Origin of the sequence: Citrobacter sp. wls711, from assembly GCF_005281055.1 — a bacterium.
GTDB lineage: Bacteria > Pseudomonadota > Gammaproteobacteria > Enterobacterales > Enterobacteriaceae > Citrobacter > Citrobacter gillenii.
Genome location: NZ_SZXC01000059.1, coordinates 1 through 12,018, shown reverse-complemented (window position 1 = coordinate 12,018; position 12,018 = coordinate 1). Strand labels below are relative to the sequence as shown.

Sequence of the window (12,018 nt, the reverse complement as noted above, 5' to 3'; positions counted from 1 at the left end):
ATGCAGGGTTCTGTGACAGAGTTTCTAAAACCGCGCCTGGTAGATATCGAGCAACTGAGTTCGACGCACGCCAAGGTGACCCTTGAGCCTTTAGAGCGTGGCTTTGGCCATACTTTGGGTAACGCACTGCGCCGTATTCTGCTCTCATCGATGCCGGTTTGTGCGGTGACCGAGGTTGAGATTGATGGTGTACTACATGAGTACAGCACCAAAGAAGGCGTTCAGGAAGATATCCTGGAAATCCTGCTCAACCTGAAAGGGCTGGCGGTGAGAGTTCAGGGTAAAGATGACGTTATTCTTACCTTGAATAAATCTGGCATTGGCCCTGTGACTGCAGCCGATATCACCCATGATGGTGATGTCGAAATCGTCAAGCCACAGCACGTGATCTGCCACCTGACCGATGAGAACGCATCTATTAGCATGCGCATCAAAGTTCAGCGCGGTCGTGGTTATGTGCCGGCTTCTACCCGAATTCATTCGGAAGAAGATGAGCGCCCAATCGGCCGTCTGCTGGTCGACGCCTGCTACAGCCCTGTAGAGCGTATTGCCTACAATGTTGAAGCTGCGCGTGTAGAACAGCGTACCGACCTGGACAAGCTGGTCATCGAAATGGAAACCAACGGCACAATCGATCCTGAAGAGGCGATTCGTCGTGCGGCAACCATTCTGGCAGAACAACTTGAAGCTTTCGTTGATTTACGTGATGTACGTCAGCCGGAAGTTAAAGAAGAGAAACCAGAGTTCGATCCGATCCTGCTGCGCCCTGTTGACGATCTGGAATTGACTGTCCGCTCTGCTAACTGCCTCAAAGCAGAAGCTATCCACTATATCGGTGATCTGGTACAGCGTACTGAGGTTGAGCTTCTTAAGACGCCTAACCTTGGTAAAAAATCTCTTACTGAGATTAAAGACGTGCTGGCTTCCCGTGGACTGTCTCTGGGCATGCGCCTGGAAAACTGGCCACCGGCAAGCATCGCTGACGAGTAACCGGATCACAGGTTAAGGTTTTACTGAGAAGGATAAGGTCATGCGCCATCGTAAGAGTGGTCGTCAACTGAACCGCAACAGCAGCCATCGCCAGGCTATGTTCCGCAATATGGCAGGTTCACTGGTTCGTCATGAGATCATCAAGACGACCCTGCCTAAAGCGAAAGAGCTGCGCCGCGTAGTTGAGCCGCTGATTACTCTTGCCAAGACTGATAGCGTAGCTAATCGTCGTCTGGCATTCGCCCGTACTCGTGATAACGAGATCGTGGCAAAACTGTTTAACGAGCTGGGCCCGCGTTTCGCGAGCCGCGCCGGTGGTTACACTCGCATTCTGAAGTGTGGCTTCCGTGCAGGCGACAATGCGCCGATGGCATACATCGAGCTGGTTGATCGCTCTGAATCGCAAGCAGAAGCTGCTGCAGAGTAATCTGTAGTAACGTAAAAAAACCCGCCTCGGCGGGTTTTTTTATATCCGCAGCATCCCAACCTATCTATACGAGCTGTACTTTTTTGTTCATCCCCTGGAGCACTGTATGTGGTTACTGGACCAGTGGGCAGAGCGCCATATTAATGACGCGCAGGCCAAAGGCGAGTTTGATGATTTACCGGGTTCCGGTGAGCCGCTTGCTCTGGATGATGATTCTCATATTCCACCGGAACTACGAGCCGGCTACAGGCTATTAAAAAATTCGGGTTGCCTTCCTCCCGAGCTTGAGCTGCGCAGAGAAGCAATTCGTCTGCTTGATATCCTTGCAGGAATTCGTAAAGATGAGGTTCAGTATGAGGAGGTAAGTCGACGTCTTTCGCTCCTTGAACTTAAACTTCGACAGGCTGGACTCAGCACCGAGTTTTTGCGTGGGGAATATGCAGAAAAACTTCTGCATCGGATTAGTGATGATTAGCGGAGGTACCATGTATCGTATTGGCGAATTAGCTAAACTGGCTGAAGTCACGCCAGATACCATCCGCTACTATGAAAAGCAGCAAATGATGGAGCATGAAGTACGCACTGAAGGTGGATTTCGACTCTATACCGAAAGCGATCTTCAACGTCTTAAATTTATTCGTTATGCCCGACAGCTTGGTTTTACTCTGGAGTCGATCCGCGAGTTACTCTCGATCCGTATCGATCCTGAGCACCATACCTGTCAGGAGTCTAAGGGAATTGTTCAGGAAAGATTAAAAGAGGTTGAAGCCCGAATTGCTGAGCTTCAGACAATGCAGCGCTCGCTACAGCGATTGAACGATGCATGCTGCGGCATGGCGCATAGCAGCGTTTACTGCTCTATTCTCGAGGCACTTGAGCAAGGCGCTAGCGGAACAAAATCAGGCCGTTGATTTATTGAACGGTCAGGTCTACACTCGCGGCGTAAATTATTACACACTGGAGAGATTATGAGTCGTTATCAGCACACCAAAGGGCAGATAAAGGACAACGCCATTGAAGCACTATTGCATGATCCGCTATTCAGACAGCGGGTTGAGAAAAATAAGAAAGGAAAAGGAAGTTATCAGCGTAAAGGTAAACAAGGAAATCGGGGTAACTGGGAGGCCAGTGGCAAGAAAGTGAATCACTTTTTTACCACTGGCCTTCTTGTTTCAGTGAGTGCTTAAGAACGGTTATTTTGTTCTTTCAGCAGGTCACGTATTTCACTCAGCAACACCTCTTCTTTTGATGGGGCTGGCGGTGCTGTTGGCTCTTCAGCCTTTTTGCGATTCAGTCTGTTGATTAGCTTGATGGCCATAAAGATAGCAAAGGCAACAATAATGAAATCAAACACATTCTGAATAAACACACCGTAGTGCATCACGACCGCCGGGATATCTCCCTGTGCGTCGCGTAACGTTAAGGCAAACTGTTTAAAATCAATCCCACCAATTAACAAGCCCAGTGGTGGCATGATGATGTCGGCAACCAGTGACGAAACAATCTTACCGAATGCCGCACCAATAATGACACCCACTGCTAAATCTACAACATTCCCGCGCATCGCGAATTCGCGAAATTCTTTAATAATGCTCATTTTATTCTCCCTATGCAGCTGACGTTTATAAGTCTAACAAATGTTAAGACAATTTCCATTTATGCATTGCTGCCAGGGGGATTTATTAAACCATGAAAAATAAGAGGAAATAAAAAGGGCGCTGTATTAGCACCCTCATAGTTACAGAAAGAAGGGACTTGGCTGGAATAATCGTTCGACGTCGGTAATAAATTTTTTATCAGTCAGGAACATAATGACGTGATCGCCTTGCTCAATCCGCAAGTTATCATTAGCGATCATGACGTCATTACCCCGAACAACGGCGCCAATGATTGTTCCTGGCGGCAGCTTAATCTCGTCAATTGCACGGCCGACAACCCGGGATGTTGTTTCATCTCCGTGCGCGACAGCTTCGATGGCTTCTGCCACACCACGGCGCAACGAAGAAACGCCGACGATATCTGCTTTACGGACGTGGCTGAGCAATGCAGAGATCGTTGCTTGCTGTGGTGAAATGGCAATATCAATCACGCTGCCCTGCACCAGATCAACGTACGCTTTACGTTGAATCAGCACCATTACTTTCTTGGCGCCCATACGTTTAGCCAGCATTGCCGACATGATGTTAGCTTCGTCATCGTTAGTGACGGCAATAAACAGATCGACCTGATCGATATGCTCTTCGGCGAGCAGTTCTTGATCCGAAGCATCGCCAAAAAAGACGATCGTATTTTGTAACTTTTCAGCAAGCTCTGAAGCTCGTTGCTGATCGCGCTCGATCAACTTAACGCTGTAATCCTTTTCCAGCCGCCGAGCGAGTCCGGCACCGATATTACCGCCGCCCACAAGCATGATGCGCTTGTAGGGTTTTTCCAGACGCTGCAGTTCGCTCATCACTGCGCGAATATGTTGTGACGCTGCAATAAAGAATACTTCGTCACCCGCTTCCACAATGGTAGAACCCTGCGGGCGAATAGGTCTGTCATGGCGGAAAATTGCCGCAACGCGGGTATCGATATGCGGCATATGCTCGCGCATAGTCGACAGTGCGTTACCGATCAGTGGACCGCCATAATAGGCTTTAACCACTGCGAGACTGACTTTACCTTCGGCAAAATTCACCACCTGCAGGGCACCAGGATATTCAATCAGCCGGTAGATGCTGTCGATAACCAGTTGCTCTGGGGCAATGAGGTGATCGATAGGTACCGCTTCAGAGTGGAAGAGTTTATCGGCATCGCGCACATAATCCGGTGATCGAATACGTGCGATACGATTAGGCGTATTGAAGAGCGAATAAGCGACCTGACAGGCGACCATATTGGTCTCATCAGAGCTGGTCACGGCGACCAGCATATCAGCGTCGTCGGCGCCAGCTTCGCGCAGTACGCGGGGATGAGAGCCATGCCCCTGCACAACGCGGAGGTCGAACTTGTCCTGCAGGCTGCGCAAGCGTTCACCGTTGGTATCGACTACCGTGATATCGTTGTTCTCGCCGACCAGGTTTTCAGCCAACGTACCACCAACTTGCCCTGCGCCCAGAATGATAATTTTCATCAGTCGCGACCCGTTATCTCATCACTTTTTGATTAGCTTAGCGTAAAAGAAGCCATCACCTTCTTCTGCACTCGGTAAATTCTGGCGGCCTGGTTGCTCAGGTGTGCCGGTTTCGCTTAATACCGCGTTTGGTGTACGCGTCAGGAAGGCCGCAATCTGCTGCTGGTTCTCTTCAGGCAGAATAGAACAGGTTGCATAAACCAGCGTGCCGCCCGGCTTCAGATGCGCCCAAGTCGCATTCAGGATCTCTGCCTGTAGTTGGGCAAGCTCGGTGATATCCCGGTCACGGCGCAGCCATTTAATATCCGGATGGCGACGAATGACCCCAGTGGCTGAGCATGGAGCATCCAGCAGAATACGATCGAACTGCTGTTCGCCACACCATTGTTGTGGAAAACGACCATCGCCCTGCTTGACGGTAGCCTTCATGCCCAAACGCTTCAGGTTGTCGTAGACGCGAGACAGACGTTTTTCGTCTACGTCGACCGCCATTACATTTGCATTCGGAGCAACCTCCAGAATATGTGTCGTCTTTCCACCTGGCGCTGCACATAAATCGAGGATCTGTTCACCGTTCTTCGGCTGCAGATAGCTCACGCATCCCTGAGCGGAAGCGTCCTGGACGGTTACCCACCCTTGCTCGAAGCCGGGCAATGCCAGAACTGACACTGGGGTTTCCAGACGCACAGCATCCGGGTAATCCGGGTGTGGGAAGCCGGTAAGACCACTTTCCGCCAGCAATGCTAGCCACGCGTCGCGCGAGTGGTGGTTACGGTTAACGCGTAGCCACATTGGCGGACGCTGGTTATTAGCCGCAAGAATGGTTTCCCACTGCTGTGGATAAGCATTCTTAATGCGTTTTACTAACCAGGATGGGTGTAAGAAGCGCAGTTCACTTTGTGCAAACTCGGTTAACAGTTCGTCCTGGCGGCGCTGAAACTGGCGTAGTACGCCGTTAATCAGACCTTTCAACTGCTGGCGTTTGATCACGACCGCGCCTTCCACTGTTTCAGCTAATGCAGCATGAGGAGGGATACGGGTATGCAGTAGTTGGTAGAAACCGACCATGATCAGGTAGTGGACCGTGCGCTGTTTGCCCGTCATCGGGCGTTCCATCAACTGTTTGATCATCCACTCAAGTTGGGAGAGGGTGCGCAATACGCCGAAGCAAAGTTCCTGTAACAGCGCCTTATCTTTATCGGCAACTTTCTGCTGCATGGCAGGTAGCACATTGCTTAGCGACTGCCCCTTTTCGACAACCTGTTCGACGGCCTGCGCCGCCATACTGCGTAAATTTAGATTTTTTTTCATAACCGCAAAAATAAAAATGCCCGGAGATGCCGGGCTTTAAGAGATGAACCGTCAGAGCAGACGGTTTCCAGGAACGAACCATTCCCGGCGTGAATTCAACAGGTCCTGCGCGCTCATGGCTTTTTTACCGGCTGGCTGCAAAGAGATGAGATTCAGGATGCCATCGCCTGTCGCAATCTGAATACCCTGGCGGGTTGCTTCCAGAATCGTTCCTGGTTCGGCACCTGCAGGTTTATCAATCACCGTGGCCTGCCAGATTTTGACCGGCTGCTCATCAATGACGATGTAACTCATCGGCCATGGATTAAAGGCGCGAATGCAGCGCTCCAGCTGAACGGCACTAAGCGTCCAGTCCATGCGGGCTTCTTCTTTACTCAGCTTCTCGGCATAGCTCACCAGCGATTCATCCTGGACTTCAGGTTTCGCGGTGCCCGTTGCCAACAGGTGCAGTGTGTGCAGCAGTCCCTGTGGGCCGAGTTCGGCTAACTTATTGTAGAGGCTGGCGCTGGTGTCTTCAGTGGTGATTGGGCAAGAGAGTTTGTGTAGCATATCGCCGGTATCCAGACCGACATCCATCTGCATGATGGTGACGCCGGTTTCGGTATCGCCAGCCCACAGTGAACGTTGGATGGGTGCCGCGCCGCGCCAGCGGGGAAGCAGGGAACCATGGACGTTGATGCATCCCAAGCGCGGCATGCCCAGCACGGCTTTTGGCAGAATAAGGCCATATGCCACTACCACCATTACATCTGCGTGCAGGTCAGCAACTAACTGCTGGTTTTCCTGAGGACGAAGAGAGACGGGCTGAAAAACCGGTAACCCTTTTTCTTCGGCCAGCACTTTTACCGGGCTGGGCATCAGCTTTTTACCACGTCCTGCTGGGCGATCCGGTTGGGTAAATACGCCGACGACGTTATGTCCAGAAGACAGCAGCGCGTCGAGATGACGCGCTGCAAAGTCAGGTGTACCCGCAAAAATAATACGTAGTGAGTCTGACACGTTGATTCTTGTCCTTAAGGTCGGGCGTTCAGGCGGTCGAGTTTTTCAACTTTCTGACGAATGCGTTGTTGTTTCAACGGCGACAGATAATCAATAAACAATTTACCGACCAGGTGATCCATTTCGTGTTGAATGCAGATCGCTAACAGGCCATCGGCTTCCAGTTCAAAGGGGTTACCCTCACGATCGAGTGCGCGAATTTTTACTTTCTCAGCGCGCGGTACTAATGCTCGCTGTTCGGGAATAGACAGGCAACCTTCTTCAATGCCGGTTTCACCGTCTTTTTCCAGTAGCTCAGGGTTGATCAACACCAGGCGCTCATCGCGATTTTCAGAGATATCAATAACAATGATGCGCTGATGAATATCAACCTGCGTTGCCGCCAGGCCAATACCTTCTTCGGCGTACATCGTCTCGAACATATCATCGACGATACGCTGAATTTCTGCATTCACTTCTTCAACCGGTTTTGCGATTTTGCGAAGACGCTCGTCCGGGATATGTAACACTTGCAAAACTGACATAGTTATCCAGAGTTGTGTTCAGGAGTTGGAAAGATTATTACCTCTATTCTAGACAAAACACCTTCTGATTGACAGCATCAGTGACCAATCGCAAAGATTGCTATGACTGCTTGTGGCAGGGGAAAAGGGATGACCCATACCGAGATTTGGTTACGTTTAGCACGGGTAAGTGAACTTTATGGTGATGAGATGGTGCGCATTGCTCACTGGCTTATTGCTCAACCGTGTATTAACAATACGATACTCCAGTATGCAGGATTCTCTCCCCGGCAGGCCGCACGTTTTTTAAGCTTTTCCGACGTTGAATTGGAAAAAACGCTGCGCTGGCTGGAGTTACCGCATCACCATGTCGTTTTTGCCGATAGCGAACGTTATCCGCCGCAGCTTCGCGCCACTGAAGATTACCCGGGACTCCTCTTTATTGTTGGCGATCCCGATTGTTTACACTCTTTTCAGGTCGCTGTTGTGGGGAGCCGGCAACATTCCTGGTATGGAGAACGCTGGGGGCGATTATTCTGTGAGAAGCTTGCCGCTTGTGGTGTGACAATCACCAGCGGGCTGGCACGGGGGATCGATGGCGTCGCGCACAACGCGGCGGTAAATATGAATAGAACCAGTATCGCCGTGCTGGGGAACGGCCTGGAAACCATTCATCCACGGCGGCACGCGCATCTTGCCGAACGTCTGATTGAAGCCGGAGGCGCGCTGGTGTCTGAGTTCCCTTTGGATATGCTTCCTCTACCGCGCAATTTTCCGCGACGAAATCGTATTATCAGTGGCTTAAGCAAAGGCGTACTGGTGATTGAGGCCGCTCAGCGTAGCGGTTCGCTGGTGACTGCGCGTTGTGCCCTGGAGCAAGGACGGGACGTTTTTGCGTTACCAGGGCCAATAGGGAACCCTGGCTGTGAGGGGCCACATTGGCTCATTAAGCAAGGAGCGACGTTGGTTACGGCTCCAGAAGATATTCTGGAGAATTTGCAATACGGTTTACATTGGGTGCCAGATGAACCTGAAAATTCAATTTATTCACCAGATCACGAAGAGGTGGCATTGCCATTTCCTGAGCTCCTGGCTAACGTAGGAGATGAGGTAACACCTGTTGACGTCGTCGCTGAACGTGCCGGCCAACCTGTGCCAGAGGTAGTGGCTCAGCTACTCGAACTGGAGTTAGCAGGATGGATCGCAGCTGTACCCGGCGGCTATGTCCGATTGAGGAGGGCATGCCATGTTCGACGTACTAATGTATTTGTTTGAGACATATATCCATAACGAAGCGGAGCTGCGTGTGGATCAGGACAAACTGGAACGGGATCTTACCGACGCTGGTTTTGATCGTGAAGACATCTACAACGCGTTACTGTGGCTGGAAAAACTGGCTGATTATCAGGATGGCCTTGCCGAACCTATGCAGCTTGCATCTGACCCTCTGTCTATTCGTATTTATACGGCGGAAGAGTGCGATCGCCTGGATGCGAGTTGTCGGGGGTTCTTATTATTCCTGGAGCAGATCCAGGTGCTAAACCTCGAAACGCGAGAAATGGTGATTGAGCGTGTACTCGCGCTGGATACAGCAGAATTCGATCTGGAAGACCTGAAGTGGGTGATCCTGATGGTTTTATTCAACATTCCCGGTTGTGAAAATGCGTATCAGCAAATGGAAGAATTACTCTTTGAAGTGAATGAAGGTATGCTGCATTAATCAATCTTCATTCAGTATGAGTTGTTATGGCTAAATCAGCACTGTTTGCGGTGCGTAAAAACGAGCCCTGCCCACAATGCGGGGCTGAACTGGTTATTCGCTCTGGGAAACATGGCCCGTTTCTCGGTTGTTCACAGTATCCGGAATGCGACTATGTCCGTCCGCTAAAATCCTCTGCGGACGGACATATTGTCAAAGTTCTGGAGGGTAAGTTTTGTCCTGAGTGCGGTGCTGAGCTGGTGCTGAGGCAGGGACGATTCGGTATGTTTATTGGGTGTAGCGATTACCCGGCATGTGACCATACTGAACTTATCGACAAACCAGATGAAACGGCGATTGTTTGCCCCCAATGCCGGACAGGCCAGTTGGTCCAGCGGCGTTCCCGTTATGGCAAAACTTTTTACTCCTGCGATCGCTATCCTGAGTGTCAGTTTGTCATCAACTTCAAACCTCTGGCTGGAGAGTGTCCTGAGTGTCACTATCCGCTTCTCATCGAAAAGAAAACCGCACAGGGTGTGAAACACTTTTGTGCCAGTAAACAATGTGGAAAGCCGGTCTCGGCGGAATAAAAAAGTGAATAATAACCTGCCCACAGATCCCATCGCTGCTGCGATAGCGGTTCTGAAACAAGATAAAGTCATCGCTTATCCAACAGAAGCTGTTTTCGGCGTCGGCTGTGACCCAGATAGCGAAACGGCTGTTACTCGTTTGTTGGAACTAAAACAACGACCAATTGATAAAGGCTTGATTTTAATTGCGGCAAATTTTGACCAACTCAAGCCGTATATTGATGACAGCATGCTCACTGATGCCCAACGTGATGCTATTTTCGCGTGCTGGCCCGGTCCCGTTACCTTTGTGTTTCCGGCAGCGATAACGACACCACGTTGGTTAACCGGCCGTTTTGATTCGCTGGCCGTGCGCGTCACGGATCATCCGCTGGTGGTTGCGTTGTGCCAGGCTTATGGCAAACCGTTAGTTTCTACCAGTGCTAATTTGAGTGGTCTACCCCCTTGCAGGACGGTAGAGGAAGTACGCGTGCAGTTTGGTATAGATTTCCCCGTTGTCGAAGGTGATACCGGGGGGCGTTTAAATCCTTCGGAAATCCGTGATGCCTTGACGGGTGAACAATTTCGACAGGGGTAATATGAAAGAAGCTTATGCTGTTTTTGGCAATCCAATCGCGCACAGCAAATCGCCTTTTATTCATCAGCAATTTGCAGAGCAGCTGAATATCGATCACACCTATGGACGGGTGCTGGCGCCAATCAATAATTTTGTGAATACGCTGAACACCTTCTTTGCAGAGGGCGGTAAAGGGGCGAATATTACGGTTCCTTTTAAAGAAGAGGCATTTGCGCGGGCTGATGAATTAACAGAACGGGCATCGCTTGCCGGGGCGGTTAACACGCTTAAGCGTTTGGAAGATGGACGCTTACTTGGGGATAACACCGATGGTATTGGTTTATTAAGCGATCTTGAACGTTTAGCTTTTATTCGTCCCGGATCGCGTATTTTACTTATTGGGGCTGGTGGGGCATCCCGCGGGGTATTACTCCCTCTTCTTTCTATGGATTGTGCGGTGGCCATCGTAAACCGTACCGCTTCGCGTGCAGAAGAACTGGCTCAGATCTTTTCCCATACCGGTAGCGTTCAGGCCGTGGGATTTGATGAGCTTGAGAATAACACCTTCGATCTCATTATTAATGCGACCTCCAGTGGGATTAGCGGGGATATTCCGGCTATCCCTGCATCACTGATCAACGCTTCTGTTTATTGCTACGACATGTTTTATCAGAAAGGGAATACGCCGTTCTTGTCCTGGTGCGCATTACAGGGAGCAAAACATTGTGCTGATGGGTTGGGAATGTTGGTAGGGCAGGCGGCGCATGCCGTTTTACTCTGGCATGGCGTATTGCCGAAGACGGAACCCGTCATTAAACAGCTGCAACAGGAACTGTCCGTGTGAACCAGGCTATCCAGTTTCCCGATAGAGAAGAATGGAAGTCAGATATAGATGCTGTCGTTTTCCCGGCGATGGTTCAGGGTATGCAGCTAACATGCGCCATCAACAGAGAGGTGTTGGCGCGTCGCTTTGGCGGCAACACGCCTGAACAGTGGATGGAAATTTTTCGGGAGCATCGCTGGGATCTGGAAGATGAAGCCGAAGCATTGATCCAGGCTCAGCAAGAAGATGCTCACGGTTGGGTTTGGTTATCCTGACTCAAATACTCGTCTTTCCATTTCACATAGTTGTTAGCTGAATACTGCAGGCCCGCTTTTTCTTCATCGCTGAGTGGGCGGATCTGTTTAACCGGGCTGCCCAGGTACAGATACCCGCTCTCCAGGCGTTTGTTTTGCGTAACCAAACTTCCCGCGCCAATCATTACGTCATCTTCTACTACGACACCGTCCAGCAGGATCGATCCCATACCGACCAAAACGCGGTTGCCAATGACGCAGCCGTGCAGCATGACTTTATGGCCCACGGTGACATCCTCGCCCACGATCAGTGGATTGCCTTGCGGGTTAGATGCTGATTTATGCGTGACATGTAACACGCTACCGTCCTGAATGTTTGTGCGGGCGCCGATTTGTACGTAGTTCACGTCACCACGGATCGCGACCAGAGGCCAGATCCCAACATTATCAGCCAGACGAACATCACCAATGATGACGCTGCTGGTGTCGATCATCACGCGTTTCCCGATCTGCGGGAAAAGATCCTTATAAGGACGCAGTACATCAGACATGTTTACCTCAATAGAATAGAGCAGTAATGAAGACTTTGGTTTGATTATCGAGACTGTGCAAGCGATTTAGTTATCAAAAATCAGCCATATTGTGCAGGAATGTAGCGAAAGGGGTAAAAAACAGCCACTCAGCAAAAAAGATCTAAAAAACACTTGTGCTAAAAAATGGGATCCCTATAATGCGCCTCCATCGACACGGC

At 50.4% G+C, this 12,018-nt stretch carries 17 protein-coding genes; 11 read left to right on the top strand and 6 right to left on the bottom strand.

Translation table 11 applies throughout. The features are described 5' to 3' along the window. The 5 genes from rpoA to arfA all read left to right on the top strand — a co-directional run bounded on the left by rpoA (position 1) and on the right by arfA (position 2,604). Positions 1–990, top strand: coding sequence for a DNA-directed RNA polymerase subunit alpha (rpoA, locus tag FDW98_RS17835; RefSeq protein WP_137398897.1), 990 nt, complete (start codon positions 1–3; stop codon positions 988–990). A gap of 40 nt (positions 991–1,030) precedes the next feature. Further along, the gene (gene rplQ, locus FDW98_RS17830) at positions 1,031–1,417 is read left to right on the top strand and encodes a 50S ribosomal protein L17 (protein WP_042395993.1); all 387 of its coding nucleotides are present in this window, start codon (positions 1,031–1,033) and stop codon (positions 1,415–1,417) included. A gap of 106 nt (positions 1,418–1,523) precedes the next feature. Then, a complete protein-coding gene (locus FDW98_RS17825) occupies positions 1,524–1,892 on the top strand; it encodes a DUF1992 domain-containing protein (protein WP_096755435.1) in 369 nt (122 codons plus the stop codon). A 10-nt stretch (positions 1,893–1,902) separates the two neighbouring features. Further along, a complete protein-coding gene (gene zntR / locus FDW98_RS17820; protein ID WP_096759321.1) occupies positions 1,903–2,328 on the top strand; it encodes a Zn(2+)-responsive transcriptional regulator in 426 nt (141 codons plus the stop codon). A gap of 57 nt (positions 2,329–2,385) precedes the next feature. Continuing rightward, positions 2,386–2,604 (top strand): alternative ribosome-rescue factor ArfA, encoded by a 219-nt coding sequence (arfA, locus tag FDW98_RS17815; RefSeq protein ID WP_096755436.1) that lies wholly within the window; start codon positions 2,386–2,388, stop codon positions 2,602–2,604. On the opposite strand, the gene mscL is transcribed toward arfA, so the two are convergent. The 5 genes from mscL to def form a co-directional block, all read right to left on the bottom strand. Next, complete coding sequence (mscL, locus tag FDW98_RS17810) at positions 2,601–3,014, bottom strand: large-conductance mechanosensitive channel protein MscL (protein ID WP_096755437.1); 414 nt, start codon at positions 3,012–3,014, stop codon at positions 2,601–2,603. The two genes, arfA and mscL, sit on opposite strands and share 4 nt — an antisense overlap. Before the next feature lie 141 nt (positions 3,015–3,155). Then, positions 3,156–4,532 carry a Trk system potassium transporter TrkA gene (trkA, locus tag FDW98_RS17805; protein ID WP_096755438.1) on the bottom strand — a complete coding sequence of 459 codons (1,377 nt, stop codon included), beginning with the start codon at positions 4,530–4,532 and terminating at the stop codon, positions 3,156–3,158. Between the two features lie 21 nt (positions 4,533–4,553). Continuing rightward, positions 4,554–5,843, bottom strand: coding sequence for a 16S rRNA (cytosine(967)-C(5))-methyltransferase RsmB (rsmB, locus tag FDW98_RS17800; protein ID WP_096755439.1), 1,290 nt, complete (start codon positions 5,841–5,843; stop codon positions 4,554–4,556). Between the two features lie 51 nt (positions 5,844–5,894). Continuing rightward, the gene (fmt, locus tag FDW98_RS17795) at positions 5,895–6,842 is read right to left on the bottom strand and encodes a methionyl-tRNA formyltransferase (protein WP_096755440.1); all 948 of its coding nucleotides are present in this window, start codon (positions 6,840–6,842) and stop codon (positions 5,895–5,897) included. 14 nt (positions 6,843–6,856) lie between these two features. Then, positions 6,857–7,366: a peptide deformylase gene (gene def, locus FDW98_RS17790; RefSeq protein WP_096755441.1), complete on the bottom strand. Its 510-nt coding sequence runs from the start codon at positions 7,364–7,366 to the stop codon at positions 6,857–6,859. Positions 7,367–7,495: 129 nt separating this feature from the next. On the opposite strand from def, the gene dprA reads away from it, so the two are divergent. Genes dprA through FDW98_RS17760 form a run of 6 tightly spaced genes read left to right on the top strand, consistent with a single transcriptional unit; the run spans position 7,496 to position 11,288 of the window. Beyond that, entirely contained in the window at positions 7,496–8,620 is a 1,125-nt protein-coding gene (dprA, locus tag FDW98_RS17785; RefSeq protein WP_096755442.1) for a DNA-protecting protein DprA, read from the top strand. Next, a complete protein-coding gene (smg, locus tag FDW98_RS17780) occupies positions 8,592–9,065 on the top strand; it encodes a DUF494 family protein Smg (protein WP_003031162.1) in 474 nt (157 codons plus the stop codon). Before dprA ends, smg begins: the two co-directional genes overlap by 29 nt. 26 nt (positions 9,066–9,091) lie before the next feature. Further along, the gene (locus FDW98_RS17775) at positions 9,092–9,634 is read left to right on the top strand and encodes a type I DNA topoisomerase (protein ID WP_096755443.1); all 543 of its coding nucleotides are present in this window, start codon (positions 9,092–9,094) and stop codon (positions 9,632–9,634) included. Positions 9,635–9,638: 4 nt separating this feature from the next. Beyond that, positions 9,639–10,211 (top strand): L-threonylcarbamoyladenylate synthase type 1 TsaC, encoded by a 573-nt coding sequence (tsaC, locus tag FDW98_RS17770; protein ID WP_096755444.1) that lies wholly within the window; start codon positions 9,639–9,641, stop codon positions 10,209–10,211. A 1-nt stretch (position 10,212) separates the two neighbouring features. Then, a complete protein-coding gene (gene aroE, locus FDW98_RS17765; RefSeq protein WP_096755445.1) occupies positions 10,213–11,034 on the top strand; it encodes a shikimate dehydrogenase in 822 nt (273 codons plus the stop codon). Beyond that, positions 11,031–11,288, top strand: coding sequence for a DUF1488 domain-containing protein (locus FDW98_RS17760; protein WP_096755446.1), 258 nt, complete (start codon positions 11,031–11,033; stop codon positions 11,286–11,288). The genes aroE and FDW98_RS17760 overlap by 4 nt, the downstream gene beginning before the upstream one ends. On the opposite strand, the gene FDW98_RS17755 is transcribed toward FDW98_RS17760, so the two are convergent. Then, positions 11,264–11,818: a gamma carbonic anhydrase family protein gene (locus tag FDW98_RS17755; RefSeq protein WP_096755447.1), complete on the bottom strand. Its 555-nt coding sequence runs from the start codon at positions 11,816–11,818 to the stop codon at positions 11,264–11,266. The two genes, FDW98_RS17760 and FDW98_RS17755, sit on opposite strands and share 25 nt — an antisense overlap. Between the last annotated feature and the right edge of the window lie 200 nt (positions 11,819–12,018).

Coding starts and splice junctions, on each gene's coding strand:
- rplQ (WP_042395993.1), top strand. CDS start 1,031: ATGCGCCATCGTAAGAGTGGTCGTCAACTGAACCGCAACAGCAGCCAT.
- trkA (WP_096755438.1), bottom strand. CDS start 4,532: ATGAAAATTATCATTCTGGGCGCAGGGCAAGTTGGTGGTACGTTGGCT.
- FDW98_RS17825 (WP_096755435.1), top strand. CDS start 1,524: ATGTGGTTACTGGACCAGTGGGCAGAGCGCCATATTAATGACGCGCAG.
- FDW98_RS17755 (WP_096755447.1), bottom strand. CDS start 11,818: ATGTCTGATGTACTGCGTCCTTATAAGGATCTTTTCCCGCAGATCGGG.
- smg (WP_003031162.1), top strand. CDS start 8,592: ATGTTCGACGTACTAATGTATTTGTTTGAGACATATATCCATAACGAA.
- rpoA (WP_137398897.1), top strand. CDS start 1: ATGCAGGGTTCTGTGACAGAGTTTCTAAAACCGCGCCTGGTAGATATC.
- zntR (WP_096759321.1), top strand. CDS start 1,903: ATGTATCGTATTGGCGAATTAGCTAAACTGGCTGAAGTCACGCCAGAT.
- FDW98_RS17775 (WP_096755443.1), top strand. CDS start 9,092: ATGGCTAAATCAGCACTGTTTGCGGTGCGTAAAAACGAGCCCTGCCCA.
- aroE (WP_096755445.1), top strand. CDS start 10,213: ATGAAAGAAGCTTATGCTGTTTTTGGCAATCCAATCGCGCACAGCAAA.
- rsmB (WP_096755439.1), bottom strand. CDS start 5,843: ATGAAAAAAAATCTAAATTTACGCAGTATGGCGGCGCAGGCCGTCGAA.
- dprA (WP_096755442.1), top strand. CDS start 7,496: ATGACCCATACCGAGATTTGGTTACGTTTAGCACGGGTAAGTGAACTT.
- def (WP_096755441.1), bottom strand. CDS start 7,366: ATGTCAGTTTTGCAAGTGTTACATATCCCGGACGAGCGTCTTCGCAAA.
- mscL (WP_096755437.1), bottom strand. CDS start 3,014: ATGAGCATTATTAAAGAATTTCGCGAATTCGCGATGCGCGGGAATGTT.
- arfA (WP_096755436.1), top strand. CDS start 2,386: ATGAGTCGTTATCAGCACACCAAAGGGCAGATAAAGGACAACGCCATT.